The sequence below is a fragment of the Phycicoccus sp. M110.8 genome, assembly GCF_032464895.1.
GTDB lineage: Bacteria > Actinomycetota > Actinomycetes > Actinomycetales > Dermatophilaceae > Pedococcus.
In genome coordinates, this window is sequence record NZ_JAWDIC010000003.1 from 1 (window position 1) to 25020 (window position 25020).

The 25020-nt window shown below is 72.1% G+C and carries 25 protein-coding genes; 1 reads left to right on the forward strand and 24 read right to left on the reverse strand.

All coding sequences use genetic code 11. The annotated features are described in order from the left end of the window. Positions 1–165: 165 nt before the first annotated feature. From RKE38_RS13300 to murA, 3 genes are all read right to left on the reverse strand, one after another. Positions 166–2184 carry a protein meaA gene (locus RKE38_RS13300; RefSeq protein WP_316008344.1) on the reverse strand — a complete coding sequence of 673 codons (2019 nt, stop codon included), beginning with the start codon at positions 2182–2184 and terminating at the stop codon, positions 166–168. Positions 2185–2299: 115 nt separating this feature from the next. Beyond that, on the reverse strand, positions 2300–2665 hold the full coding sequence (locus tag RKE38_RS13305; protein ID WP_316007970.1) for an STAS domain-containing protein: 366 nt from the start codon (positions 2663–2665) through the stop codon (positions 2300–2302). A gap of 124 nt (positions 2666–2789) precedes the next feature. After that, on the reverse strand, positions 2790–4073 hold the full coding sequence (gene murA / locus RKE38_RS13310) for a UDP-N-acetylglucosamine 1-carboxyvinyltransferase (protein ID WP_316007971.1): 1284 nt from the start codon (positions 4071–4073) through the stop codon (positions 2790–2792). Positions 4074–4145: 72 nt separating this feature from the next. Between murA and RKE38_RS13315 the strand changes: the two genes are divergently transcribed. Then, positions 4146–4772 carry a cob(I)yrinic acid a,c-diamide adenosyltransferase gene (locus RKE38_RS13315; RefSeq protein ID WP_316007972.1) on the forward strand — a complete coding sequence of 209 codons (627 nt, stop codon included), beginning with the start codon at positions 4146–4148 and terminating at the stop codon, positions 4770–4772. A gap of 86 nt (positions 4773–4858) precedes the next feature. On the opposite strand, the gene RKE38_RS13320 is transcribed toward RKE38_RS13315, so the two are convergent. The 21 genes from RKE38_RS13320 to RKE38_RS13420 all read right to left on the reverse strand — a co-directional run bounded on the left by RKE38_RS13320 (position 4859) and on the right by RKE38_RS13420 (position 24890). After that, positions 4859–5287, reverse strand: a complete 429-nt coding sequence (locus RKE38_RS13320) for a DUF2550 domain-containing protein (RefSeq protein ID WP_316007973.1) — start codon at positions 5285–5287, stop codon at positions 4859–4861. Between the two features lie 28 nt (positions 5288–5315). Next, entirely contained in the window at positions 5316–5582 is a 267-nt protein-coding gene (locus RKE38_RS13325) for a F0F1 ATP synthase subunit epsilon (RefSeq protein WP_310155030.1), read from the reverse strand. A gap of 132 nt (positions 5583–5714) precedes the next feature. Further along, positions 5715–7175: a F0F1 ATP synthase subunit beta gene (atpD, locus tag RKE38_RS13330; protein ID WP_316007974.1), complete on the reverse strand. Its 1461-nt coding sequence runs from the start codon at positions 7173–7175 to the stop codon at positions 5715–5717. A gap of 18 nt (positions 7176–7193) precedes the next feature. Then, positions 7194–8093, reverse strand: a complete 900-nt coding sequence (locus tag RKE38_RS13335; protein WP_316007975.1) for a F0F1 ATP synthase subunit gamma — start codon at positions 8091–8093, stop codon at positions 7194–7196. A gap of 94 nt (positions 8094–8187) precedes the next feature. Beyond that, positions 8188–9825, reverse strand: coding sequence for a F0F1 ATP synthase subunit alpha (atpA, locus tag RKE38_RS13340; RefSeq protein WP_316007976.1), 1638 nt, complete (start codon positions 9823–9825; stop codon positions 8188–8190). Positions 9826–9928: 103 nt separating this feature from the next. Then, a complete protein-coding gene (locus tag RKE38_RS13345) occupies positions 9929–10744 on the reverse strand; it encodes a F0F1 ATP synthase subunit delta (protein WP_316007977.1) in 816 nt (271 codons plus the stop codon). Beyond that, entirely contained in the window at positions 10744–11325 is a 582-nt protein-coding gene (locus RKE38_RS13350; RefSeq protein WP_316007978.1) for a F0F1 ATP synthase subunit B, read from the reverse strand. The genes RKE38_RS13345 and RKE38_RS13350 overlap by 1 nt, the downstream gene beginning before the upstream one ends. Positions 11326–11372: 47 nt before the next feature. Further along, positions 11373–11582: an ATP synthase F0 subunit C gene (gene atpE / locus RKE38_RS13355; RefSeq protein WP_310155013.1), complete on the reverse strand. Its 210-nt coding sequence runs from the start codon at positions 11580–11582 to the stop codon at positions 11373–11375. A gap of 97 nt (positions 11583–11679) precedes the next feature. Continuing rightward, the gene (gene atpB / locus RKE38_RS13360) at positions 11680–12513 is read right to left on the reverse strand and encodes a F0F1 ATP synthase subunit A (protein WP_316007979.1); all 834 of its coding nucleotides are present in this window, start codon (positions 12511–12513) and stop codon (positions 11680–11682) included. A 160-nt stretch (positions 12514–12673) separates the two neighbouring features. After that, positions 12674–13120, reverse strand: a complete 447-nt coding sequence (locus RKE38_RS13365; RefSeq protein WP_316007980.1) for a hypothetical protein — start codon at positions 13118–13120, stop codon at positions 12674–12676. A gap of 248 nt (positions 13121–13368) precedes the next feature. Continuing rightward, positions 13369–13890 carry a hypothetical protein gene (locus RKE38_RS13370; protein WP_316007981.1) on the reverse strand — a complete coding sequence of 174 codons (522 nt, stop codon included), beginning with the start codon at positions 13888–13890 and terminating at the stop codon, positions 13369–13371. Between the two features lie 167 nt (positions 13891–14057). After that, entirely contained in the window at positions 14058–15176 is a 1119-nt protein-coding gene (locus RKE38_RS13375; RefSeq protein WP_316007982.1) for an MraY family glycosyltransferase, read from the reverse strand. A 55-nt stretch (positions 15177–15231) separates the two neighbouring features. Then, positions 15232–16512, reverse strand: coding sequence for a serine hydroxymethyltransferase (gene glyA, locus RKE38_RS13380; protein WP_316007983.1), 1281 nt, complete (start codon positions 16510–16512; stop codon positions 15232–15234). After that, the gene (locus tag RKE38_RS13385; RefSeq protein WP_316007984.1) at positions 16502–17260 is read right to left on the reverse strand and encodes an L-threonylcarbamoyladenylate synthase; all 759 of its coding nucleotides are present in this window, start codon (positions 17258–17260) and stop codon (positions 16502–16504) included. Before RKE38_RS13385 ends, glyA begins: the two co-directional genes overlap by 11 nt. A gap of 152 nt (positions 17261–17412) precedes the next feature. Next, entirely contained in the window at positions 17413–18273 is an 861-nt protein-coding gene (prmC, locus tag RKE38_RS13390) for a peptide chain release factor N(5)-glutamine methyltransferase (protein WP_316007985.1), read from the reverse strand. Next, positions 18270–19346 (reverse strand): peptide chain release factor 1, encoded by a 1077-nt coding sequence (prfA, locus tag RKE38_RS13395; protein WP_316007986.1) that lies wholly within the window; start codon positions 19344–19346, stop codon positions 18270–18272. Before prfA ends, prmC begins: the two co-directional genes overlap by 4 nt. Before the next feature lie 153 nt (positions 19347–19499). Then, a complete protein-coding gene (gene rpmE / locus RKE38_RS13400; RefSeq protein WP_310154980.1) occupies positions 19500–19715 on the reverse strand; it encodes a 50S ribosomal protein L31 in 216 nt (71 codons plus the stop codon). Positions 19716–19814: 99 nt separating this feature from the next. After that, a complete protein-coding gene (locus RKE38_RS13405) occupies positions 19815–21932 on the reverse strand; it encodes a sensor histidine kinase (RefSeq protein ID WP_316007987.1) in 2118 nt (705 codons plus the stop codon). Beyond that, the gene (locus RKE38_RS13410; protein WP_316007988.1) at positions 21929–23374 is read right to left on the reverse strand and encodes a glycosyltransferase; all 1446 of its coding nucleotides are present in this window, start codon (positions 23372–23374) and stop codon (positions 21929–21931) included. The genes RKE38_RS13405 and RKE38_RS13410 overlap by 4 nt, the downstream gene beginning before the upstream one ends. Next, complete coding sequence (locus RKE38_RS13415; protein WP_316007989.1) at positions 23371–24510, reverse strand: HEAT repeat domain-containing protein; 1140 nt, start codon at positions 24508–24510, stop codon at positions 23371–23373. Before RKE38_RS13415 ends, RKE38_RS13410 begins: the two co-directional genes overlap by 4 nt. Then, positions 24507–24890: a response regulator transcription factor gene (locus RKE38_RS13420; RefSeq protein WP_316007990.1), complete on the reverse strand. Its 384-nt coding sequence runs from the start codon at positions 24888–24890 to the stop codon at positions 24507–24509. The genes RKE38_RS13415 and RKE38_RS13420 overlap by 4 nt, the downstream gene beginning before the upstream one ends. Between the last annotated feature and the right edge of the window lie 130 nt (positions 24891–25020).

Here is a 25020-nt window from a genome sequence, read left to right on the forward strand (position 1 = left end):
TTCCCCCCCGCGGGGGCCACCTTAGCCGAGCGGGCGGCCCCGGGCCCCCTTTTGCCCCAAGTGCGACCCGAACCGGGTCGACCCCGCCCCCACCCCCCCCCCCCCCCCCCCCCCCCCCCGTGGTCCTCCCCCGGGTCCACCCGGGCGGCCGTCTCTCGTGGAGGCTCAGGCCGGCTGTGCAGCCGAGGCGGGCAGCCCCCGCGAGGCCCGGATGACCTGCACGAACCGGCCCATGATCTCGGTCAGCCCGAAGTCCTTCGGGGTGAAGACCTCGGCCACCCCGAGCTCCTTCAGGGCGCGCGCGTCGGCCTCCGGGATGATCCCGCCGACGATGACCGGCACGTCGCCCGCGCCGGCCCGCTGGAGTCCCTCGAGGATCTCCGGCACCAGCGCCATGTGCGACCCGGACAGGATCGAGATGCCGACGAGGTGGACGTCCTCGGCGACGGCCGCTGCCACGATCTGCTCCGGCGTCAGCCGGATGCCCTGGTAGACGACCTCGAACCCGGCGTCCCGGGCGCGGACGGCCACCTGCTCGGCCCCGTTGCTGTGCCCGTCCAGCCCCGGCTTGGCCACGAGCACCCGCAGCCGCTCCCCGAGCTCCTCGCCGGTCCGGCGCACCTGCTCGCGCACCGCCCGCAGCTCGGCGCTGCCCGCCTCCCCGGTCACGCCCACGGAGCCGCTGACCCCCGTGGGGGCCCGGAACTCGCCGAACACGTCGCGGAGCGCCTGCGCCCACTCCCCCGTGGTCACGTCGGCGCGCGCCGCCTCGAGCGAGGCGGCCATGAGGTTGGTGCCCGTACGCGCGTCCTCGCGCAGGCGCGCCAGCGCGTCCGCCGCCCGCTCCCGGCGGCCCGGGTCGGCGTCGCGCTCCTCGCGCCACCGGCGGACCGCCTCCGCGGCCTTGACCTCGACGTCGTGGTCGACGGTCTGGATGGCTGCGTCGAGGTCTGCGGTGAGCGGGTTGGGCTCGGTGGTCTCGAACTTGTTGACGCCGACGACGACGTCCTCGCCGGACTCGATCCGCGCCCGGCGCAGCGAGTGCGACGCCACGAGCGCGGACTTCATGTAGCCGCTCTCCACCGCGGCCACCGCCCCGCCCATCTCCTGCACCCGGGCGATCTCCGCCCGCGCCCCCTCGAGCAGCTCCGCCACCTTGGCCTCGACCACGGTGGACCCGGTGAACAGGTCGTCGTACTCGAGCAGGTCGGACTCGTACGCGAGGACCTGCTGCATCCGCAGCGACCACTGCTGGTCCCACGGCCGCGGCAGCCCGAGGGCCTCGTTCCACGCCGGCAGCTGCACCGCCCGTGCCCTGGCGTCCTTGCTCAGCGTCACCGCGAGCATCTCCAGGACGATCCGCTGGACGTTGTTCTCCGGCTGGGCCTCGGTGAGCCCGAGGCTGTTGACCTGCACGCCGTACCGGAAGCGCCGCTGCTTCGGGTCCTGCACGCCGTACCGCTCCCGGGTGAGCTCGTCCCACAGCTCGACGAAGGCGCGCATCTTGCACATCTCCTCGACGAACCGCACCCCGGCGTTGACGAAGAAGGAGATCCGCGCCACGACCTCGCCGAACCGCTCCGGCGGGACCTGGCCCGAGTCGCGCACGGCGTCCAGGACCGCGATGGCGGTGCACATGGAGTACGCGATCTCCTGCACGGGGGTCGCCCCCGCCTCCTGCAGGTGGTAGCTGCAGATGTTGGTCGGGTTCCACTTCGGGATCTCGGCCACCGTGTAGGCGACCATGTCGGTGATCAGCCGCAGCGACGGCCCCGGCGCGAACACGTAGGTCCCGCGCGACAGGTACTCCTTGATGATGTCGTTCTGCGTGGTCCCGGCGAGCGCACGCACGGCCTGCGCCGGGTCCCTGCCGTCGGCGACCGCCTGCTCCTCGGCCACGACCTGGTACATCGCCAGCAGCCACATGGCGGTCGCGTTGATGGTCATCGAGGTGTTCATCCGGTCGAGCGGGATGGAGTCGAACAGCGCCCGCATGTCCCCCACGTGCGAGATCGGCACCCCGACCTTGCCGACCTCGCCCCGGGCGAGCGGGTGGTCGGGGTCGTACCCGGTCTGCGTGGGCAGGTCGAAGGCCACCGACAGGCCGGTCTGCCCCTTGTCGAGGTTGCGGCGGTAGAGCGCGTTGCTCGCCGCGGCGCTGGAGTGGCCGGCATACGTGCGCATGACCCAGGGACGGTCGCGCTGCGGACGGGCGGGCGCGGCGGCGTCGGGCACGGGGACGTCGGTGGGCTCGGCCATGGGCCGAACGTACCCGCGGGTAGCGCGTGCAGGGAGGGGCTCAGGCGGTGACGGCCACCACAGGCTCGGCGCCCTCGGCGTCGCGGAGCACGAGCGCGCGGTCGAGCCGTGACGCACGCAACAGGCGGCCGGTGCGCTCGGTCATGTCGACGACGGCCAGGCGGCGGCCGGCCCGGCGGGCCCGGTTGTAGGCCTCGACGAGGACCCCCAGACCGGTGGCGTCACCGATCTCCGCGCCAGCGAGGCGCATGTGCACGTCGCCGTTCCCGGTGTCGATGATCTCGTGCAGCAGCAGCCGGACGTCGGGCACGGAGTGGACGTCGATGCGCCCGGTGATGGCGACCTCCTGGCCCCCGCCCACCGCGCGGACCGCGACCGGCAGGGCCCCCTCGCTGCTGACCGACATGCGAACCCCCTCGTCCGTTGCAGACATTCACCCACACCGACGGGCGAACGGGGGTCCACGGTTGTCCCGGGCATGGTCAAGATCCGGTAACGGCCCGCACGACCGTCAGGCGGACCAGGGCAGGTCAGAGGTAGGGGGCGTCGTCCGGCTCGCGCGTGACGTCGGCCCCGAGCCCCTGCATCGCCTCGGCGAAGCCGGCGTACCCGCGGTCGATGTGCTGGGCCCCGCTCACGGTGGTGACCCCGTCGGCCACCAGCCCGGCGATGACGAGGGCGGCCCCGGCCCGGATGTCGCTGGCCTCCACCGGGGCGCCGGAGAGCCGCTCGACGCCGTGGACCATGACGTGGTGCCCGTCGATGCGGGTCTCGGCGCCGAGCCGGTTGAGCTCCTGCACGGTGCGGAACCGCGCCTCGAAGAGGTTCTCGGTGATCATGGCCGAGCCGTCGGCCACCGCGTTCGCGGCGAGGGCGAAGGGCTGCAGGTCGGTCGGGAACCCCGGGTACGGCAGCGTCGCCACGTCGAAGGCGGTCGCGCGCCGGCCACCGGTGTCGACCCGGAACCCGCGCGCCGTCGGCTCGACCGTGGCGCCGCTGGCCCGGACGAGCTCGAGCGCCGCAGTGAGGTGCTCCGGGACGCCGCCCACCACCTCGACGGTGCCCCGCGTCGCCACCGCGGCGAAGGCCCACGTGCCGGCGGCGATGCGGTCTGCGACCACGGCGTGCTCGGTCGGGCGCAGGGCCTCGACGCCCTCGATCTCGACGACGGACGTCCCGGCGCCGGTGACCCTGGCGCCCATCGAGTTGAGCATCTCGGCGAGGTCGACGATCTCCGGCTCGCGGGCGGCGTTCTCCAGGCGGGTCGTCCCGCGCGCCAGCACCGATGCGGTGAGGACGTTCTCGGTGGCGCCGACGCTCGGGAACTCCAGGTGGATCTCGGCCCCGGAGAGGCCGCGCGGCGCCTCGGCGACGAGGAAGCCGTGGGTGACGTGCACGCTCGCGCCGAGCGCCTCGAGGCCGGCGGCGTGCAGGTCCAGCCCCCGGGAGCCGATGGCGTCGCCGCCGGGGATCGCGACATCGGCCGCGCCCGTGCGGGCGACCAGCGGCCCGAGGACCGCGGTCGACGCGCGCAGGGCGCGGACGAGGTCGTAGTCGGCGCGGTGGCCGACCTGCTCCGGGACGTCGATCTCGACGACCCCGGTCGGGGCGTCGTAGTCGACGGTGCAGCCGAGCCGGCGCAGCAGCTCGGCCATGATGGTCACGTCGAGGATGGCCGGGACGTTGGTCAGGCGGGTCCGGCCCACGGCCAGCAGGGCCGCCGCCATCAGCTTGAGGGCACTGTTCTTGGCGCCCCACACGGGCACCTCGCCCTGCAGGCTGGCACCACCCACGACACGGAATCTCTCGGCCACCGGCACACCCTACCGACGGCGCCCGCCCCGGCCCGTCGCGGAGCCGCTGCTCCCCCGGCATACGCTCCTCCCATGGTGAACCTGACGCGCATCTACACCCGCACGGGCGACGACGGCCACACGCACCTCGGGGACATGAGCCGCACGAGCAAGACCGACGTGCGGCTGCTCGCGTACGCGGACACCAACGAGGCGAACGCCCAGATCGGCGTCGCCCTGGCCACCGGCGAGCTGCCCGAGGACGTCCGCGCCACGCTGCTGCGGGTGCAGAACGACCTCTTCGACGTCGGCGCGGACCTGTGCACGCCGCTGCAGCCGGAGTACGAGTTCCCGCCGCTGCGCGTGCAGCAGCAGTGGGTCGACGAGCTCGAGGCCGACTGCGACCGGTACCTCGAGCGCGTGGAGAAGCTGCGCTCGTTCATCCTCCCGGGCGGCACGCCGGGGTCGGCGCACCTGCACGTGGCCACCACGGTCGTGCGCCGTGCCGAGCGAGCGGCCTGGGCGGCCATCGACGCCTACGGCGACCAGCCCGGTGACGGCACGAAGGGCCACGGCGGCGTCAACGTGCTCACGGCGAAGTACCTCAACCGGCTGTCGGACCTGTTGTTCGTGCTGGCCCGCGTCGCCAACCTGCCGATCGGCGGCGACGTGCTCTGGCAGCCCGGTGGCGGACGGGCCGAGGGACCCTCGAAGCGCTGAGCCGCGAGGCGGCGGCCACGCCGGCTGCGGCGGCCCTCAGGCGACGTTGACGTCGACGCCGTCAGGCGACGTTGACGTCGCCGCAGTCAGGCGACGTTGACGTTGAAGCCCGGGGGCGAGCTCTCGAGCCAGCTGCGCATGGCGGTGTAGGCCGCCGGGGCGAGGGCGACCTCGAAGGTGTCGGTGCGGTACCGGCACTCGACGGTCACGGCCTCGGGCAGCCCGGCGATCGGGCTCGCCGGCGGTCGGGGCGGGCCGAGCTCGAGCAGCGGCCGCTCCCAGGTGCGCGCGGGCCGCGGCGAGGGGCCCACCAGGGTGAACCACTCCAGCGCGTTGCCCGAGAACCGCAACAGCCCCAGGCGGTACTGGGTACCGCCGTGGGGCCGGAGGGCGCAGAGCATGAGCGGCGCGCCCGAGGAGAGCAGCCGCCGTCGTACGAAGATGTAGAGCAGGGCCGTGAGGACGAGCACGATGAGCACGCCGGCAAGGATCTCCCCGGAGACCACGAGCGACATGCGAACCGCCCTCCCTCGCAGCCCCGGGTCAGCCGACCTGCGAGGCGTCGACCGCCTCGGCGACGATGATGACCTTGTCCCGGTCGACCGACAGGAAGCCGCTGTCGATGGTGGCGGTGCTCGTGCCGCCGGCGGACTTGATCCGCACCTCGCCCTCGACGAGGACGCCCAGCAACGGGGTGTGGCCGGGCAGGATGCCCAGCTCGCCGTCGACGGTGCGGGCCTGGACCATGTCCGCCTCGCCCTCCCAGACCTTGCGGTCCGCGGCGACGAGTTCAACCTGCAGGGTGCTCACGGGATCCTCCGTTGGTACGGCACGTGTCGTGCGACGTTCTCACTCTATCCACCCGGCGCCGGGGACCGGCGGCCGGTATGCCGTGGGGCCGGCCGAGCGGCCGGCCCCACTGTGACCCGCTGTGGTGCTGGGTCAGAGGTTCTTCTGGATGTCGGCCCACTGGCGCTCGACGTCGTCGAGGCCACCGCACATGAAGAACGCCTGCTCGGCGACGTGGTCGTACTCGCCGTCCGCGATCTTCGTGAAGGCCTCGATCGTGTCGGCCAGCGGCACGGTCGAGCCCTCGATGCCGGTGAACTGCTTGGCGACGTAGGTGTTCTGCGACAGGAACCGCTGGATGCGACGGGCCCGGTTGACGAGGATCTTGTCCTCCTCGGAGAGCTCGTCGATGCCGAGGATCGCGATGATGTCCTGCAGCTCCTTGTTGCGCTGGAGGATCTGCTTGACCCGGACCGCGGTGTTGTAGTGGTCCTCGGCGATGTAGCGGCGGTCGAGGATCCGGCTGGTGGAGGTCAGCGGGTCCACGGCCGGGTAGATGCCGAGCGAGGCGATCTCACGCGAGAGCTCGGTGGTCGCGTCCAGGTGGGCGAACGTGGTCGCCGGCGCCGGGTCGGTGTAGTCGTCGGCCGGTACGTAGATCGCCTGCATCGAGGTGATCGAGTGGCCACGGGTCGAGGTGATGCGCTCCTGGAGCACACCCATCTCGTCGGCCAGGGTCGGCTGGTAGCCCACCGCGGACGGCATGCGGCCGAGCAGGGTGGACACCTCGGAGCCCGCCTGGGTGAAGCGGAAGATGTTGTCGATGAAGAGGAGCACGTCCTGCTTCTGCACGTCGCGGAAGTACTCCGCCATCGTCAGCGCGGACAGGGCCACGCGCAGGCGGGTGCCCGGCGGCTCGTCCATCTGGCCGAAGACCAGGGCGGTCTGGCCGAGGACGCCGGCCTCCTCCATCTCGACCATGAGGTCGTTGCCCTCACGGGTGCGCTCGCCGACACCGGCGAACACCGACACACCACCGTGGTCACGGGCGACACGGGCGATCATCTCCTGGATGAGCACCGTCTTGCCGACACCGGCGCCACCGAAGAGGCCGATCTTGCCACCCTGGACGTAGGGGGTGAGCAGGTCGATGACCTTGATGCCGGTCTCGAACATCTGCGTCTTGGACTCGAGCTGGTCGAACGCGGGCGCGTTGCGGTGGATGCCCCAGCGCTCGTTCACCTCGAAGGTCTCACCCTCCTCGAGGTTGAGCACGTCGCCCGTGGCGTTGAAGACCTTGCCCAGAGTGACGTCGCCCACCGGGACGGAGATGGGGCCGCCGGTGTCCTTGACCTGCGTGCCGCGCACCAGGCCGTCGGTCGGCTGCAGCGAGATCGCGCGGACCATGTTGTCGCCGATGTGCTGGGCGACCTCGAGGTTGAGGTTCTTCTGCTCGCCCTCGAGCTCGACCGTCGTGGTGAGCAGGTTGTACTGGTCCGGCATGGCGTCGGCGGGGAACTCCACGTCGACGACCGGGCCGATGATGCGGGAGATGCGACCCACGCCGCCGGCCACGGCCGTGTCCGCTGCGTTCTCAGAAACAGTGGCAGTCATTGGTTTCTCTCTACCTTCTCAACTCGCGTCGGCGAGGGCGCTGGCGCCGCCCACGATCTCGCTGATCTCTTGGGTGATCTCGGCCTGGCGGGCCTGGTTGGCCAGCCGGGTGTACTTCTTGATGAGCTCTTCGGCGTTGTCGGTGGCGGACTTCATCGCCTTCTGGCGCGAGGCCAGCTCGGACGCGGCCGCCTGGAGCAGGCAGTTGTAGATGCGCGCACCGACGTACTTCGGCAGCAGCGCGTCGAGGACCTGCTCGGCACTCGGCTCGAACTCGTAGAGCGGCAGCACGTCGTCGGGGTCGGGGGCCTCCTCGCCCTCGACGACCTCCAGCGGCAGCATGCGGATGACGTCCGGCTCCTGGGTGACCATGTTGACGAAGCGCGTGAAGACCACGTGCACCTCGTCGACGCCGCCCTCGTCGTAGGGCTGGTTGAACGCGGCCACGAGGGCCTCGCCGATCTCCTTGGCCACGTCGAACGTCGGCTGGTCCGTGAAGCCGGTCCAGTCCTGGGCGTACTCGCGCTTGCGGAACTTGTAGAAGCCCACCGCCTTGCGACCCACGAGGTACGGCACGACCTCCTTGCCGGCCTCACGGAGCTCGCCGATGAGGCGCTCGCTCTCCTTGATCACCGACGAGCTGTACGCACCGGCGAGACCACGGTCGGAGGTGACCACCAGGACCGCTGCACGGCGGACGTCGTCGTGCTCGGTGGTCAGCGGGTGGTCGACGTTGGAGTACGTCGCCACGGCGGACACCGCACGCGTCAGCGCCCGGGCGTAGGGCGAGGACTCCTTGACCCGCTGCTGGGCCTTCACGACGCGCGAGGCTGCGATGAGCTCCATCGCGCGGGTGATCTTCTTGGTGGCCTGGACGGACCGGATGCGCTGGCGGTAGACCCGCATCTGCGCTCCCATATCTGTGCCGCCTCTCCTTGGTTCTCGTTCGGGGGTGGTGTGCCGGTGGCCGGCGGTGCCGGGTGCGCACGAGGTGCGCACCCGGCATACCGCGTCAGCGCTTCTGCTTGACGATCTGCTCCTGCTCGACCTCGTGCTCGAGCTCGCCCGGGTCGGCCTCGTGGCCGACGGGGGTGTTCTCGGTGCCGGAGGCGGCGAACTGCTCCTTGAACGCCTTCACGGCGTCCTCGAGCCCGGAGCGGGTCTCGTCCTCGAACTTCTTGGACTCGCGGATCGCGTCGAGCAGGCCCTTCTTCTCCCGGCGCAGGTAGTCGAGGAACTCGGCCTCGAAGCGGCGGACGTCCTCGACGGCGACCGAGTCGAGCTGGCCGGAGGTGCCGGCCCAGATCGAGACGACCTGCTCCTCGACGGGGTACGGCGAGGCGGACGGCTGCTTCAGGAGCTCGACGAGGCGGGCGCCCTTGGCGAGCTGGGCGCGCGAGGCGGGGTCCAGGTCGGACGCGAACATCGCGAAGGCCTCCATCGCGCGGTACTGCGCGAGGTCGAGCTTCAGGCGGCCCGAGACGTCCTTCATGGCCTTGATCTGCGCGGCGCCACCGACACGCGAGACGGACACACCCACGTCGATCGCCGGGCGGACGTTGGCGTTGAACAGGTCGGCCTGCAGGTAGATCTGGCCGTCGGTGATCGAGATGACGTTGGTCGGGATGTACGCGGAGACGTCACCGGCCTTGGTCTCGATGATCGGCAGACCCGTCATCGAGCCGGCGCCGAGCTCGTCGGAGAGCTTGGCGCAGCGCTCGAGCAGCCGGCTGTGCAGGTAGAAGACGTCACCGGGGTACGCCTCGCGGCCCGGCGGGCGGCGCAGCAGCAGCGACACCGCGCGGTAGGCCTCGGCCTGCTTGGACAGGTCGTCGAAGACGATGAGGACGTGCTTGCCCTGGTACATCCAGTGCTGGCCGATGGCCGAGCCGGTGTAGGGGGCGAGGTACTTGAAGCCGGCCGAGTCGGACGCCGGGGCCGCCACGATCGTGGTGTACTCCAGCGCGCCGGCCGCCTCGAGGGTGCCGCGCACCGAGGCGATGGTCGAGCCCTTCTGGCCGATGGCGACGTAGATGCAGCGGACCTGCTTCTCCGGGTCGCCCGACTCCCAGAACTCCTTCTGGTTGATGATCGTGTCGACCGCGACCGTGGTCTTGCCGGTCTGGCGGTCGCCGATGATGAGCTGGCGCTGGCCACGGCCGATGGGGGTCATGGCGTCGACGGCCTTGAGGCCGGTCTGCAGCGGCTGGTGGACCGACTTGCGCTGCACCACGGTCGGCGCCTGCAGCTCGAGCGCGCGGCGCTCGGTGGCGCCGATCTCGCCGAGGCCGTCGATCGGCTGGCCGAGCGGGTTGACGACGCGGCCGAGGTACTCGTCGCCGACGGGGACCGAGAGGACCTCGCCGGTGCGCTTGACCTCCTGGCCCTCCTCGATCTTGGAGAAGTCACCGAGGATGACGACGCCGATCTCGTGGACGTCGAGGTTGAGCGCCAGGCCCAGCGTGCCGTCCTCGAACTCGAGCAGCTCGTTGGTCATGGCCGAGGGCAGGCCCTCGACGTGGGCGATGCCGTCACCGGCGTCGACGACGCGGCCGACCTCTTCGCGGGAGGCCGCGCCGGGCTCGTAGGACTGAACGAAGTTGTCCAGTGCGTCCCGGATCTCCTCCGGACGGATCGAAAGCTCCGTCATCTGACTCTCTTCTCCCTTGGTGGTGCAGCTGCCGGCTCGGGCTGAGCCGACCTCTGTCGTGTGTCCTGCGTTGTCGGTTGGGGGTGCAGGCGGCGCGCGGCCGTCAGCTCCCGGTGATGTGCCGTCGCGCCTCGTCGAGCCGCCGCAGCACGGTGCCGTCGACGACCTCGTCGCCGACCTGCACCCGGATGCCGCCCATGACGTGCGGGTCGAGGACCTGCTGGAGCTGCACCGGCTTGCCGTAGATGTTCTGCAGTGCGGAGGCGAGCCGCTCGCGCTGCTGGGCCGTGAGGTCGTGCGCCACCGTGACGACGGCGGTCACCTGCTCGCGCCGCTGGGCGGCGAGGGCGAGGTATGCCTCGAGGGTCCGGTCGAGCTTGCGGCCGCGGGGGGCGAGCACCGCCTGGCGGGCCAGGCGCAGCGTCTCCGGTGCGGCCTTGCCCTCGAGCAGCTGCTGGACGAGTCCGGCCTTGGCCGTGGCGTCGCCCTGGCGGTTGGTCAGCGCGTCGCGAAGCTCGGGGTTGGCGGCCACGGTCCGCTCGAAGCGGAAGAGCTCGTCCTCGACGCGGTCGATGCGACCGGACTGCTCGGCGCCCGCGAGGACGGCCGAGATGCCGAGCTCCTCCACGGTGTCGGGCAGGTCCCGCTCGGCGGCCCACCGCTGGCCGACGAGGTTCTTCACCACGACGACCGTCTCGGGCGTGACCTTGCCGGTGAGCAGGCGCTCGGCCAGGGCCGACTTGTCCGCCGCCTCGCGCGAGGGGTCGGCGAGGGCACGGCGCAGCGTGGCGGAGCCGTCGATGGTGGCCGCGACCGCGAGCAGCTCGTCACCGAGCGTGCTGCGGTCGACGCCCCCGGCGAGCGCGGCGTCGAGCGCCTTGCTGCCGGCGAGCGCGGCGGCCCGCGACGAACCACGCATCAGGCGCCCTCCCCGACCTTCTCGGGCTTGACGTCGCCGGCCTCGAGCTCGGCGAGGAAGCGGTCGACGATGCCGCGCTGGCGCGCCTCGTCCTCGAGCGACTCCCCGACGATGCGGCTGGCCAGGTCGGTGGACAGGCGGCCCACCTCGCTGCGCAGCTGGACGACCGCCTGCTGGCGCTCGGCCTCGATCTGCTTGTGCGCAGCCTCGGTGATGCGGGCCGCCTCGGACTGCGCGTGACCGCGCATCTCGGCGACGATCGCCGCACCCTGCTCGCGAGCCTCCTCACGGATGCGCGCGGCCTCCGCCCGGGCCTCGGCGAGCTGCGCCTGGTACTGCTCGAGGGCAGCCTGCGCCTGCTGCTGGGCCTCCTCGGCCTGCTGCATGCCGCCCTCGATCGCGGCGGTGCGCTCGGCATACATCTCCTCCATGCGCGGCACCACCTTGGTCTTGTACAGCCAGTACAAGATCGCGAAGGCGATGACCCCGACGATCATCTCGGCCGGGTGCGGGAGCAGCGGGAAACCCGAAGGGAAACCGTTCTCGGTCTCCCCGGCGGCAACCACGGATGCGGTAATCACATCGCGTCCTATCTGTTGGAGCTCGGGAGGGTGGGACTAGGGGAAGGTCAGCCCTTGAAGACGAACGCGAACACCAGACCGAGGATCGCGAGCGCCTCGGTGATGGCCATGCCGGTGAAGGCGATGGTCTGGAGCATTCCGCGAGCCTCGGGCTGGCGGGCGACACCGTTGATGTAGGCGGCGAAGATCAGGCCGACACCGATGCCGGGGCCGATCGCGGCGAGGCCGTAGCCGAGGAAGGCGATGTTGCCGGTCATTTTCGATCCTTTCGGTGGCACCGGGACGGGTTCCCGGTGTCGTGGGTGTGTGTTCAGTTGGTGGTGCGGACGGGACCGGGGCCCCGGGACTGTGGGGTCAGTGGTGCTCGGAGACCGCGTCGGCGATGTAGAGCGCGGCCAGCAGGGTGAAGATGAACGCCTGCAGGAACTCGATGAGCAGCTCGAAGAAGGTCATGCCGATCGAGAAGCCGAAGGACAGCACGCCGGAGAACTTCAGGAAGAGGTTGTCGCCGTGCAGCAGGAGGTACTCACCGCCGAGGATGAACACCAGGAGCATCAGGTGGCCGGCGAGCATGTTGCCCATGAGTCGCAGCGCGAGGGTGAGCGGCCGGATCACGAAGTAGGTGAGGAACTCGAGCACGAACAGGATCGGCTTGAGCCAGCCCGGCAGCCCCGGCGGGACGAGGGACTTGAAGTAGGGCAGGACGCCGTGCTTCCGGCGGATCGCGACCGTGTGGTACGTGATGTAGACGATCAGGGTCAGCACCAGCGGGATGCCGAGGCGGCTCATCGTCGGGAACTGCACGAACGGCACGATCCCGAAGACGTTGTTGAGCAGGATCAGCGTGAAGAGGGTGAACAGCAGCGGCAGGAACTGCAGGAAGTCCTTGCTGCCGATGATGTCGCGGCCGATGGTGTTGCGCACGAAGTTGTACGTGCCCTCGACGAGGAACTGGCGCCGGCTCGGGACGATGGAGAGCTTGCTGCTCGTGCCGACGAAGAACCACGCGAGGATGCCGACCGAGATGAGCAGGACGAGCGCGGGCCGCGTGAAGGTCCAGGGGCCTTCCCCGTTGACGGGGAGGATGGGCCACCAGAAGTTCGCGACGCCCGGCGTCTCGAACCCGCCTCCGCCGCCGGCGGCGGGGATGGCTCCCGCAATGTGCATGGGCACCACGTTCAGGCTCACAGCCTCTCCTCCAGTGAAGTGTCGAGCAGCCGCACCGCCGCTCCGGGTCGGGGGCCAGTGCAGCGGGAACTGCGCGGACGGACGCTGGCCGGGGTCGTGGCGGACGACAGCCCGTACGCTACCCGACCTGCGCGACCATCCGCGACGCGGGCTGCGGCGCTCACGGCCGCACCGTCCCGCTGTCCGGCTCGTCGTAGACCGGCACGCGGGCGTGCCGCCACGCGAGCACCTGCGCCGCCTGCCAGACGAGCACGGTGACGAGCATCGCGACACCGGCCGCGACGCTGTCGAACGAGTCGATCCGGCGGACGACGACGAGCACGCCCAGGAGCACGAGCACCTGGGCGAAGTAGACCGCCATGCCGACGGCCATGAAGAGCATCGGCTCGCTCCGGTCGCGGACGAACCGGCCGACCATCACCAGGCCTGACGCGAAGAACGCCAGGGCGATGACGACGCCGATGACGCCGGCCACTCCCCCGGCGAGGCCGCGGACGACGCCGAGCACGACCGACGTCACGACGCCGGCGACCGCCGCGGGGACCAGGGCCCGGCCGAGCACCACGTGGAAGAGGTTGTCACCCCTGGGCGTGGTCTGCTGCGACATGGTCTGGCCTGCCTGGTTCGTCGGGGCTGAATGCCTGGCGAAAGAGGGTCGGGACGCCGTCTCCGGCGCTTGTGAAAGCTATCACAAGCTCCCTCCCGAGCCCAAACGCCGCCCACCATCTCTGCGGTCATGCCCGGCACCTCGCCCGGGAACCCGCGCCCACGAGCCATCCTCCCGGACGCAGACGCCGGGGAGCCCCGCCCCGAGATCGGGACGGGGCTCCAGCCGGCGCTCGTGCGGTGCGGCCGTCAGCCGCGCGAGCGCATGAGCCGTCGCAACGTGCCGAAGATCCCGAGCGCGGCGAAAACGACGAACATGACGAGGTCGGACCCGTACGAGCCGAGCACCTTGGGGTCGAAGAGGTTGGCCGCGACCATGTCCAGGGCGGAGGGGTAGCCGAGGGCCTGCCCCTCGGGGGTGCCGTGGTAGTCCACGATGTCCGCCGCCACGATGGCGAGGAAGGACAGGACCACCCCGGCGACGATGACGCCGACCAGCGCGACTAGGCCGCGGCGCGGAACCGCACGGGCGCCCTTGGTGTACAGCCAGGTGGCGAGCCCGGCGATGAGGAAGCTGGAGATGGAGGCGATGTAGCCGAGCTTCCAGATGAGCACCGACGCGAGCATGCCGAGCGGGATCGCGGCCAGCGACCAGAGGATGCCCCGCGGGACGATCTCGACCGGCTGCGCTGCCGGCGCGGGGTCTGTGGCGGGCGCCTGCGGCCGGTCGGGCAGCGCGTGGTCGGCGGCGGTGTGGTCGAACGAGCTCATGGTGTGGGTCCCCCCTCTGGTCCTGGAACGGAGCGGGGGCACCGTACGGCCGGACGGGGTCGCGCGGGGGGCGAATCGGGCGAACTCGCCCCGATCGGCCGATCCCGGCGGCGGCGGCCCGTCGGGCATCGGGCGCGCCCGGCGTCAGGCGACCGCGGGGCCGGAGGTCAGGCGATCCGGCGGGGCCGGTGGCCGGGCGCGGACCAGCGGGGCAGCCAGACCGTGAGCACGCCGGCGACGACGACCGCCACGAGGACGCCGATCGCCGCGACGAGGGGGTCGGGCACCAGGACGAAGCTGACCGACCCCAGGGACGTCACCGCCGCCCACAGCCACAGCAGCAGGACCGCCCGCCGGTGCCCGTGCCCGATCTGCAGCATGCGGTGGTGCAGGTGCTGCTTGTCCGGCTGCCAGGGCCGCTCCCCCCGGCGCGTGCGGCGCACGACCGCGAGCAGGATGTCGACGAGCGGCAGCAGGATGATCGCCAGCGGCACGACGAGCGGCAGCAGGGTGGCCGCGACCGGGTTGGTGCTCACCTGGGACGGCGTGACGTTGCCCGTCGTCGAGATGGTCGCCGCGGCCAGCAGGAGCCCGAGCAGCAGGGCGCCGGAGTCCCCCATGAACAGCCGGGCCGGGTGGTAGTTGTGCGGCAGGAACCCCAGGCAGCAGCCGATGAGGGCTGCCGAGATCAGGGTCGCCGAGGAGAACACGTTCGGCGGGTCGAAGGTGCGGGAGATGCCGTAGCTGTAGATGAAGAACGACGTCGCCGCGATGACGACCACCCCGGCCGCCAGGCCGTCGAGCCCGTCGATGAAGTTGACGGCGTTGGTGAAGACGACGACGGCGAAGACGGTGAGCCCCACCATGATCGGCGTGGGCAGCACCGTCACCCCGCCGATCGGCAGCTGGAAGAGCTGGATGCCGCTGAACGCCATGATCCCTGCGGCGATCATCTGGCCGCCCATCTTGGTCAGCCAGTCCATCTCGCGGATGTCGTCGATCGCGCCGATGAGGCACACGATCGCCGCGCCGTAGAGCACGCCCTTGAGCTCGGGCCCGAGGACGAAGACCTGGCCGAGGAACGGCAGGTGGCTCGCCGCAAGCATCGACGCCGCGAAGCCCAGGAAGATCGCCACTCCCCCGAGGCGCGGGATCGGGGCCGAGTGCACGTCGCGGTCACGGACCGGCGTGAACGCCCCGAGGCGCACGGCGACGGCACGCAGCAGCGGCGTCGCGGCATACGTCACCACCGCGGCGACCATCAGGACCAGGAGGTACTCGCGCACCCACGTGCCTCTCGGGTGGGATCGGGGACCGGGCGTCCGGGCTCTGCGCCGGCGGTCAGCCCCGAGGGTATGCCGGGAAGCTGGTGACGAGCTCCGTCACGCCCGCGCGGACCTCCTTGGAGACCGCGTGGTCGGGGTCGGCGTCACCCTCGACGACCGCCTTGGCGATGAGGTCGGCGATGGTGCGCATCTGCTCGGTGCCCATGCCCTGGGTGGTGACGCAGGGGGTGCCGACGCGGATGCCGCTGGCGATGTTCGGCTTCTGCGGGTCGAACGGGATCGCGTTCTTGTTGAGCACGATGCCGGCCGCGTCGGCACGGGCCTCGGCGTCGGCGCCAGTGACGCCCACGCGCTGCAGGTCGTGCAGCGACAGGTGGGTGTCGGTGCCACCGGTTGTGGGCCGGATCCCCTTCTCCCCCAGTGCGGTTGCCAAGACAGACGCGTTCTCGATGACCTGCTTGGCGTACGCCTGGTACTCGGGCGTCGCGCACTCCTTGAAGTTGACCGCCTTGGCCGCGATGGTGTGCATCTGCGGGCCGCCCTGCATCATCGGGAACACGGCCTTGTCGAGCTTGGCGGCGTGCTCCTCCTTGCACACCAGGGCGCCCGAGCGCGGGCCGCGCAGCACCTTGTGCGTCGTGAACGTGACGACGTCGGCGTACGGCACGGGGCTGGGGATGGCCTTGCCCGCGACGAGGCCGATGAAGTGGGCGGCGTCGACCCAGAAAATCGCGCCGACCTCGTCGGCCAGCTTGCGGAAGAACTCGAAGTCGATGAGGCGCGGGATCGCCGAGCCGCCGGCGAGGATGACCTTGGGCTTGTGCTCCTTGGCGAGGCGCTCGACCTCGGCGTAGTCGATGTCCTCGGTCTGCTTGTCGACGCCGTAGTGGACGGCGTTGAACCACTTGCCGGAGAACGAGACCTTGGTGCCGTGGGTCAGGTGGCCGCCCATCGGGAGGGCCATCGCGAGGATCGTGTCGCCGGGCTGCATGAAGGCGCCGTAGACCGCCTGGTTCGCGCTGGCGCCCGAGTGCGGCTGGACGTTCGCGTGGTCGGCGTCGAAGAGGGCCTTGCACCGCTCGATGGCGAGGTTCTCGGCCTTGTCGACCTCAGAGCAGCCGCCGTAGTAGCGGCGGCCGGGGTAGCCCTCGGCGTACTTGTTGCTCAGGGTCGAGCCGAGGGCGGTGAGCACCTCGGGGCTGGACATGTTCTCGCTGGCGATGAGCTGCAGGCCGCTGCGGATGCGGTCGAGCTCGGAGACGAGCACACCGGCGACCTCCGGGTCGAAGGCCTCCAGCGCCCCGAAGTCGGAGCCGTAGAAGGTGTCAGCGCTCATGGGTCTCTCCCGGGGTGTCGGCGGCGGGCTCGGAGGTCGGGGGCAACTCTAGGGCGTCCTCGCCGGGCCTCCCGGTGGCGTCCGCGGACGCCACGGCGGACGGCTCGGGCTCCGCCGGGCGCTCGAGCACGGCGTCGATCTGGTCCTGGGTGATCGCGCCGGCGCGCAGGACCGTAGGCGTCGGGCCCGTGCAGTCGACGATGGTGGACACCTCCATGCTCGTCGTGGGGCCACCGTCGAGGTAGACCGAGACGGCGGCGCCGAGCTGCGCGGCGGCGTCGGTGACCGTGGTCGCAGGCGGCTGGCCGGTGAGGTTGGCGCTCGTCACGGCCAGCGGGCCCACCTCGGTGAGCAGCGCGAGCGCGACGTCGTCCTGCGGCATCCGCAGGGCGACCGTGCCGTTGGTGTCGCCGAGGTCCCACATGAGCGACGCCTGCGCGGTCAGGACGAGGGTGAGCGGCCCCGGCCAGAACTCGGCGATGAGGTCGCGGGCGTAGGCCGGCACGTCGGTGGCGAGGCCGTCGACGGTGCGGACGCTGGGGACCAGGACCGGGGGCGGCATCTCGCGCCCGCGGCCCTTGGCCGCCAGCACGGAGGCGACCGCCTCGGCGGAGAACGCGTCGGCGCCGACGCCGTACACGGTGTCGGTCGGGAGGACCACCACCTCCCCGGCGCGTACTGCCTCGGCGGCCTTGGCGACCCCCTCGGCGCGACCCTCGTCGGTGGTGCAGTCGTAGACCGGGCTCATGCGGCACAGCCTATTCCGGTGGCGCCGCGACCCGACTAAGGGCCCGGCTCCGCTCCGCCGCGCCTCGGGAATGTGACTTCGGGCCACTGGCCCCCGGGGCCCGTGGCCCACACCGCGGCTCAGTGGCCACGAGTGCGAGAGTGGCGTGAGGGTCAGGCGCGCGTGGCGACGGTCGCGCGGGGGCGACCGGTGAGGTCCGGGTGGTCGACGACGTCGGCCCACTCCCCCGTGCGGCGCAGGGCCGCCGGGAGCGTCTGGCCCTGGCTGTCGGCGTGCTCCATCACGAGGGTGCCGCCCGGGCGCAGCAGGCCGGCTGCTCGGCGCGCCACCGCGAGCGGGATGGCGAGACCGTCCTCGCTGCCGCCGTAGAGCGCCACCTCGGGGTCGTGGTCGCGGACCTCGGGGTCCAGCGGCACCATCCCGACGGGGATGTAGGGCGGGTTGGACACCACGACGTCGACCGTGCCGTCGAGCTCGGGGTATGCCGTGGTGGCGTCGCCGAGGCGCAGCTGCACCGGCAGCCCGGTCGCCTCGACGTTGCGCGCCGCCCAGGCGTGCGCGTCGACCGAGAGCTCGACCGCGTGGACCGTGGCGCCGGGCAGCTCGTCGGCCACCGCGAGCGCGATGGCGCCCGCCCCCGTGCAGAGGTCCACGACCACCGGGGTGGGACCGCAGGCGCGCGCCGCCTCGATGGCGAACCCGGCCACGACCTCGGTCTCCGGGCGCGGGGTGAAGACCCCGGGCCCGACGCTGAGGGTGAGGTGGCGGAAGTGCGCCTGCCCGGTCAGGTGCTGCAGCGGCAGCCGCGCAGCGCGCTCGGCGACGAGCCCGGCATACCGGTCGGCGACGCCGGCGTCGCACTCCTCCAGCAGCACCATCCGTCGGCGGACGTCGGAGACCTCGCAGCCGAGGGCGTGCGCCGCGAGCGCGAGCGCGTCGGCCTCCGGCGACGGCACGCCGGCGTCCGCGAGGGCACGGGTGGCGGCGAGGACCTCCGCCCGGAGCGTGCTCACCCCTCGGCGACGGCGGCCATGCGGGCAGCCTCGTCGGCGTCGACAGCGGACTGGACGACCGGGTCGAGCTCGCCGTCGAGGACCGTGTCGAGGTTGTAGGCCTTGAACCCGGTCCGGTGGTCGGAGATGCGGTTCTCGGGGAAGTTGTAGGTGCGGATCCGCTCGCTGCGGTCGACCGTGCGCACCTGGCTCTTGCGCGCCTCGGCGGAGGCGGCCGCGGCCTCGTCCATGGCCAGCTGGTGCAGCCGTGCGCGCAGCACCCGCATCGCCGACTCCTTGTTCTGGAGCTGGCTCTTCTCGTTCTGGCAGGAGACGACGACACCGGTCGGCAGGTGCGTGATGCGCACGGCGGAGTCGGTCGTGTTGACCGACTGCCCGCCGGGGCCGGACGAGCGGTAGACGTCGATCTTGAGGTCGTTCGGGTCGAGCTCGACCTCGACCTCCTCGGCCTCCGGCATGACCCAGACACCCGCGGCGGAGGTGTGGATCCGGCCCTGGCTCTCGGTGACGGGCACGCGCTGGACGCGGTGCACCCCGCCCTCGTACTTGAGCCGCGCCCACGGGGCGTCGCCCGGCTCTGGCGTGCCCTTGGCCTTGATGGCCACCTGGACGTCCTTGTAGCCGCCGAGGTCGGACTCCGTCGCGTCGATGACCTCGGTCCTCCAGCCGCGGCGCTCGGCGTAGCGCAGGTACATCCGCAGCAGGTCGCCGGCGAACAGGGCCGACTCGTCGCCACCCTCGCCCGCCTTGACCTCGAGGATGACGTCGCGGTCGTCGTCGGGGTCGCGCGGCACGAGCAGCCGGCGCAGCTTCTCCTCCGCAGCGGCCAGGGACTGCTCCATCGCGGGGACCTCGTCGGCGAACGAGGCGTCCTCGGTGGCGAGCTCGCGGGCGGCGGCCAGGTCGTCCCGGGCCGCGTGCCACGCGTGGTACGCGGCGACGGTGGGCGCCAGCGCGGCATACCGCTTGTTCAGCTGGCGCACCTTGTCCTGGTCGCCGAAGACGGCGGGGTCGGCCAGCTGCGCCTCCAGGGCGGCGTGCTCCTCGACGAGGGCGGCGGCGGACTCCAGCATCGATGCTCTCCGGTCTCGGGGGTGGCCACGCGGCGACGGCGCGGCGGCGGGTGGGGGGTGTCTCTCGGGAAGGTGTCTCTCGGGAAGACGTCTCTCGGGAAGACAAATGCGCCGGCCCCGACCGTGGAGGTCGGGACCGGCGCATCGCGGAAGCTACTTGGCGGCCTTCTTGCCGTAGCGCGCCTCGAAGCGGGCCACGCGGCCACCGGTGTCGAGGATCTTCTGCTTGCCGGTGTAGAACGGGTGGCAGTTCGAGCAGACCTCGGCGTGGATGGCGCCGTTCGCAGCGGTGCTGCGGGTCTCGAACGTGTTGCCACAGGTACAGGTCACCGTGGTGGCGACGTACTCCGGGTGGATGTCCTTCTTCAAAGCGTGCTCCTTGAGTCGGTGTGGCCGGGTCCGCGGGATCTGCCCGTGCTGCGGTGAACCGGTCAGCGGTCAAGTGTGCCAGACGTGGCGCACCTTCTCCTAAACGGCGTCGAGGCGGGCGGCATTCCCCGCCGGGACCGGGCCGACGAGGGGCAGCCGCACCCGGATCGTCGTCCCCCTGCCCTCGACCGACTCCAGCTCGAGGTCCCCGCCGTGCCCGGCGACGATGGACCGGGCGATGGCCAGCCCCAGGCCGGTGCCGGGGATGGCCTTGTGGGTGGCGTTGCTGGCGCGGAAGAACCGCTGGAACAGGTTCGCCTGCTCCGAGGCCGGGATGCCGATCCCCGTGTCGGACACCGTCACGACCACGCGCTCCCCGTCCGCGCGGGCCGAGAGGTCCACCCGCCCGCCGGCGGGGGTGAACTTCACGGCGTTGGAGCCCAGGTTGATGAAGGTCCGCTCCATGTGCTGCTGGTCCACCCGCACCACGAGACCCGGGTCGACGGGCGCCAGCTGCAGCTCGACCCCGGCGGCCGCGGCGCTGGGACGCAGCACCTCCACGACACCACCGAGCAGGCGGGCGACGGACACGTCCTGCAGGCTGGGCTGGACGCCCGAGGCCTCGATCCGGTTGAGCACGAGGAGGTCCTCGATCATCCCCCGGAGCCGGACGGCGTTGCGCCGGATCGTGCCCAGGGCGTCGAGCTGGGGACGGGTGAGCTCGCCGTAGTCGCCGTCCTCGAGCATCTCGAGGTAGCCGGCGATCGAGGTCAGCGGGGTTCGCAGCTCGTGCGACACGGTCGCGAGGAAGTCCGTCTTCTGCCGGTCGAGCTCGGTGAGCCGGGTGACCTGGTCGTCCTGCAGCTCGCGCAGCCGCAGCGAGACGATCGACTGCGCGACGTACCCGGCGCACTGCTGGGCCGCCTGGATCTCGTGCCGGCGCCACCGGCGGGGGCCGTCGACCATCATGACGGACAGGACGCCGAGTCCTCGCTGGCCGGCCCCCAGGGGGACCATGAGCAGGCTGCGCGCCCCGGTGGCCCGGTAGAAGCGCCGGGCCCGGTCCTGCTCCTGCACCACCGGCTCGAGGAAGTCGGGCACGGCGAAGAACGTGCCGGCCCCGCGGAGCTCCTCGTTGACCAGCGCGACCTCCTGACCGAGCGACGGCGGGAGCGGCGGCAGGTCGGGCAGGTCGTACCGGCGCCACTGGGTGCGCTGGTCGACCCTGCCCTCCTCGTCGTGGGTGTAGAGCAGGACCCGGTCGGCCCCCAGGCCCTCCCCGAGCATGGCGCACACGGCATACACGGCGGAGTCGATGTCGGGGGCGTCGTGGACGACCCTGGCGACGTCGAGCGCGAGCTGGTGCAGCAGCAGGACGGAGGCCTGCTGCTCCTGGAGGACGAGGTTGGCCCGGGTCAGTCCGTTGAAGTCGGCCGCCAGCCCGCGCACCTCGGCGGCCCCGGTGGTGTCGTCGGCCGCGGCGTCGCGGTCGCCGTCGCGGTGCCGCGCCACGACCGAGCGCAGCCGCTCGAGCGGACGCGAGACCGAGCGCCGCAGCAGCATCCCCCACAGGGCCAGCAGCACGGTCGTGAGCACCACGGCCACGGCGAGCAGCGCGGTGGCGGTGCCGGAGGACGCGCGCACCTCCCGCCGGGCGGAGTCGCGCTCGGTCCGGAGGGCGGCGGCCAGGGCCCGGTTGCTGTCGCGCACGTCCCGGTAGGCCCGGATGGCGTCCGCCTCCGCGGTGCTCGTGGTCGACAGGGACTGGCCGAGGTCGGCCTCGGCCCGGTCGGCGGCCTCGAACCAGGCCCGGACCGCCGAGCGCTGCGTCGCGAGGAGGGGCGCGTAGCGGCCGCGGCGGGAGTCGTCGAGGGAGTCCGAGGCGATGGCACCGGCCACGCGGTCGAGGTCCGCGGTGACGATGTCCTCCTTGAGCCGGTAGCGGATCACCGGGACGGCGCCGTTGACCTCCTGGCTCCACCCCGCCTCCGCCTCGGTCATGTCGAGCAGCGCGGTGTTGTTGAACTCGAAGGCCGGTCCGAGCGAGAGCGTGAGCACCGAGGCGGCCTGGCTCTGGTGCACCAGCTGGGCGAAGACCAGGCCGAAGAGCACCGGCAGGACCACGAGGAGGCTCCCGGCCAGGACGCGGACCTGCACGCCGACCGACCGGCTGGCCAGGCCCGCCCCTCCTCGACGCCGGCCCGGACCCCTCGTCACGGAGTGTCGCCGCCCTCGAACCCCGTGCGCGTCATGACGCCCCACACCTGCTTGCGCCCCCGCAGGCTGGCCCACCAGCCCTCGAGGCGCCACCACACGGTGAGCTGGCGGTACCCGACGTTCTCGAGCACCGAGGACAGCAGGATCAGGCCGAGGTCCCGCCAGCGCTCGTGCCGGTGGAAGGCCCACTCCTCCACGGCCAGGGCGGCCAGGGTGACGAAGACGGCATACCCGTAGGCGAGCAGGAGGAACAGCAGCGCGAAGGGCACGTCCACCACGTCCAGCCACAGCGCGAGCGGGAGGATGACGATGCCGTACGCCTCGAGCAGCGGCGCGACCAGCTCGAACAGCCAGTAGTACGGCAGGGCGACCCAGCCGACCCGGCCGTACCGCTTGCGCAGCAGCATTCCGCGGTAGGCCCACAGGGTCTCCCACAGCCCGCGGTGCCAGCGACGGCGCTGGTTGCGCATCACGCGGAAGGTCGAGGGCGCCTCGGTCCACGAGACCGGTTCCGGGACGAACTGCACGCGGTAGTCCCGGTCCTCGTCGCGCAGGTGCCGGTGGATCCGCATCACGAGCTCGAAGTCCTCGCCGATGCTGGTGTGGTCCAGGCCCCCGACCTCCACCAGGATGTCGCGGCGGAACAGGCCGAACGCACCGCTGATGAGGATGAGGCCACCGAGGCGGGACCAGCCGGTGCGGCCGAGCAGGAACGCCCGGAAGTACTCGACCACCTGGATCCGCGGCAGCCACGTGCGCGGGAGGCCGACCTTGACCACGCGCCCCGACACCACGCGGCACCCGTTGACGGCGCGGATGGTGCCGCCGGTCGCCACCATGCGGGTGGGGTCGTCGGAGAACGGCTGGGCGACCCGCAGCAGGGCGTCGGGCTCGAGCACGGAGTCGGCGTCGATGACGGCGACCAGCGGCTCGGTGGCCGCGTTGATGCCGGTGTTGACCGCCTCGGTCTTGCCGGAGTTGTCCTTGGTCACGACCAGCAGCCGCGTGCGCCCGTCGCGGGGCACGTAGACGCCGCGCAGGGCGGCCTCGACGTGGACGTCCTGGGGCAGGACCCGCGGGATCTGCACGAGGTCGAAGGCCTCGACGAGCCGGGCCAGCGTCTGGTCGGTGCTGCCGTCGTCGACGACGACGACCTCGTGGCGCGGGTGGCGCAGCGAGAGCAGGGCCTTGACCGACGTGACGATCCCGGCCTCCTCGTTGTGCGCCGGTACGAGGACCGACACCCCCGGCGTCAGCGACCGTCCCATCGTCTGGACGCCGGCCTCGTCACGGCGGCGCTGGGCCCGGATCTCCAGGGCTGCCAGCGCGATGGTGACGAGGTAGGAGGAGTTGATGAGGACGAAGTAGACGAGCACCGGGACCGTCGTGACCTCCAGCAGCCACACGACACCCGGGCGCAGCGACTCCAGGAAGTCGGTCACCGGGCGCTCCCCGGGGCGTCCGTCGAACCCTGCCCCAGCGGGTCGGGCACGCCGTCCCGAAGCGCGGCCACCGTGACGGCGGACGCGACCGGCAGGCCACGCCGGTCGTCCCAGGCACCCTCCTGCGCCGTGCGGGCCTCCTCCTCCTCGACCGGGGCGACGACCGCCCGGCCGCGTGGCCCGAGCTCCAGCAGGCTGCTGGCGGCGATCTCGGCCAGCCGCGGGTCGGGGTCGGAGAGCAGGGCGCTGAGGTGCGGGACCGCGGCGGGGTCGCCGAGGGCGCCGAGCGCCTCCGCGCAGATGCGCCGCAGCGGCAGCGGGTGCGCGGCGCCGGTGTGCTCGGCGAGCACCTCCACGTCGTCGGCCGCGCCGATGTTGCCCAGCGCCGTCGCGCTGGTCTCCCGGACGGTGAGGTCGGGGTCGGACCGGACGAGCTCGCGCAGAGCCGGGACGCTGCGGCGGAAGCTCCCCACGCCGCTGACGTACGCCGCCACCGTGCGGGTGGTCGAGCTGCCCGATCCCAGGGCGTCCACGAGTGCCGGTGCGACGCCGACGCCGAGGCTGCTCACCGCGTCGGCACCGATGCCGGCCGGTATGCCGTGCTCGGCGCCCACCGCCGCCAGCAGCGGCGCTGCCGCGGTCGGCTCGCCGAGCTGGCCCAGCGCCTGGGCGGCGGCCACCCGGACCTCGAGCGAGGAGTCCTGCAACGCCGTGATGAGCAGCGGCAGGGCGCTCCCGACGCGGCACAGGCCGAGCATCTGCGCGGCGCGGGCCCGCTCGCGCTCGCTGCGGCTGCGCAGGTGGTGCGGCGCGCGTTCGAGGGCGCCGTGGGTCAGCAGAACCATGGAGAGCTCGTCGGTCGGCGCCCCGCGGACCTTCTGCAGGAACTCGACGACCGCGTCGTCGACGACGCCGTGGACGGCGGCGGGCGCCTCCATGAGCGCCTGCAGGTGGCTGCCGTCCTCGTCCTCCCCCGCGGCCAGGGCCACGAGGTGGAGGCGGTACGGGGCGAGGGCGGCCCGGGCCGCCTGCTCACGCCGGGTGCGCAGCACCTTGGTGAGGACCACGACCACCGCCAGTGCCACGACGCCCACGAGGACGACGAGCGTCGCGACGACCAGCGTGTGCCAGCTCATCGCGCCCGGGAGAGGATCCCGTTCACGCGGTGCAGGAGCTCGCGGGGGCTGAACGGCTTGATGACGTAGTCGTCCGCCCCGACCGCGAACCCCGTGTCGACGTCGGTGTCACGCGACTTCGCCGAGAGCAGCAGGACGGGGGTGGTGGGGGTCTCGCTGTCGCGGATCTTGCGCAGGACGTCGATACCGGACAGCCCCGGCATCATGACGTCGAGGATGACCAGGGCGGGGGCCTCCTCCTGGAAGGCCTCCCACGCCGCGAGGCCGTCGGGGACGGCTTGCACGGTGTAGCCGGCCTGGCTGAGCTTGAAGTCGACGAGGTCTCGGATGTCCGGGTCGTCGTCGGCGACGAGCACCCGGGTCCCCTGTGGCGTGGTCAACGTCGGTCCTCTCTGGCTGCCCGCGCGTGTACGGGCTCAAATGTACGGTGCCGCAGGCCACCGCGACGGTCGAGACATGCAGGGTGGACCGGATGTGCGCGAACGGAGGACCGGCAGGGGGCCGTCCGGT

What these genes read in the sequence shown, in the direction of transcription:
- RKE38_RS13365 (WP_316007980.1), bottom strand. Translation starts at nt 13,120, where the DNA reads ATGTCGCAGCAGACCACGCCCAGGGGTGACAACCTCTTCCACGTGGTG.
- RKE38_RS13300 (WP_316008344.1), bottom strand. Translation starts at nt 2,184, where the DNA reads ATGCGCACGTATGCCGGCCACTCCAGCGCCGCGGCGAGCAACGCGCTC.
- RKE38_RS13415 (WP_316007989.1), bottom strand. Translation starts at nt 24,510, where the DNA reads ATGAGCTGGCACACGCTGGTCGTCGCGACGCTCGTCGTCCTCGTGGGC.
- RKE38_RS13335 (WP_316007975.1), bottom strand. Translation starts at nt 8,093, where the DNA reads ATGGGAGCGCAGATGCGGGTCTACCGCCAGCGCATCCGGTCCGTCCAG.
- RKE38_RS13305 (WP_316007970.1), bottom strand. Translation starts at nt 2,665, where the DNA reads ATGTCGGTCAGCAGCGAGGGGGCCCTGCCGGTCGCGGTCCGCGCGGTG.
- RKE38_RS13345 (WP_316007977.1), bottom strand. Translation starts at nt 10,744, where the DNA reads ATGCGTGGTTCGTCGCGGGCCGCCGCGCTCGCCGGCAGCAAGGCGCTC.
- atpA (WP_316007976.1), bottom strand. Translation starts at nt 9,825, where the DNA reads ATGACGGAGCTTTCGATCCGTCCGGAGGAGATCCGGGACGCACTGGAC.
- atpE (WP_310155013.1), bottom strand. Translation starts at nt 11,582, where the DNA reads ATGACCGGCAACATCGCCTTCCTCGGCTACGGCCTCGCCGCGATCGGC.
- atpD (WP_316007974.1), bottom strand. Translation starts at nt 7,175, where the DNA reads ATGACTGCCACTGTTTCTGAGAACGCAGCGGACACGGCCGTGGCCGGC.
- glyA (WP_316007983.1), bottom strand. Translation starts at nt 16,512, where the DNA reads ATGAGCGCTGACACCTTCTACGGCTCCGACTTCGGGGCGCTGGAGGCC.
- RKE38_RS13320 (WP_316007973.1), bottom strand. Translation starts at nt 5,287, where the DNA reads ATGTCGCTCGTGGTCTCCGGGGAGATCCTTGCCGGCGTGCTCATCGTG.
- prfA (WP_316007986.1), bottom strand. Translation starts at nt 19,346, where the DNA reads ATGCTGGAGTCCGCCGCCGCCCTCGTCGAGGAGCACGCCGCCCTGGAG.
- RKE38_RS13315 (WP_316007972.1), top strand. Translation starts at nt 4,146, where the DNA reads ATGGTGAACCTGACGCGCATCTACACCCGCACGGGCGACGACGGCCAC.
- RKE38_RS13385 (WP_316007984.1), bottom strand. Translation starts at nt 17,260, where the DNA reads ATGAGCCCGGTCTACGACTGCACCACCGACGAGGGTCGCGCCGAGGGG.
- RKE38_RS13370 (WP_316007981.1), bottom strand. Translation starts at nt 13,890, where the DNA reads ATGAGCTCGTTCGACCACACCGCCGCCGACCACGCGCTGCCCGACCGG.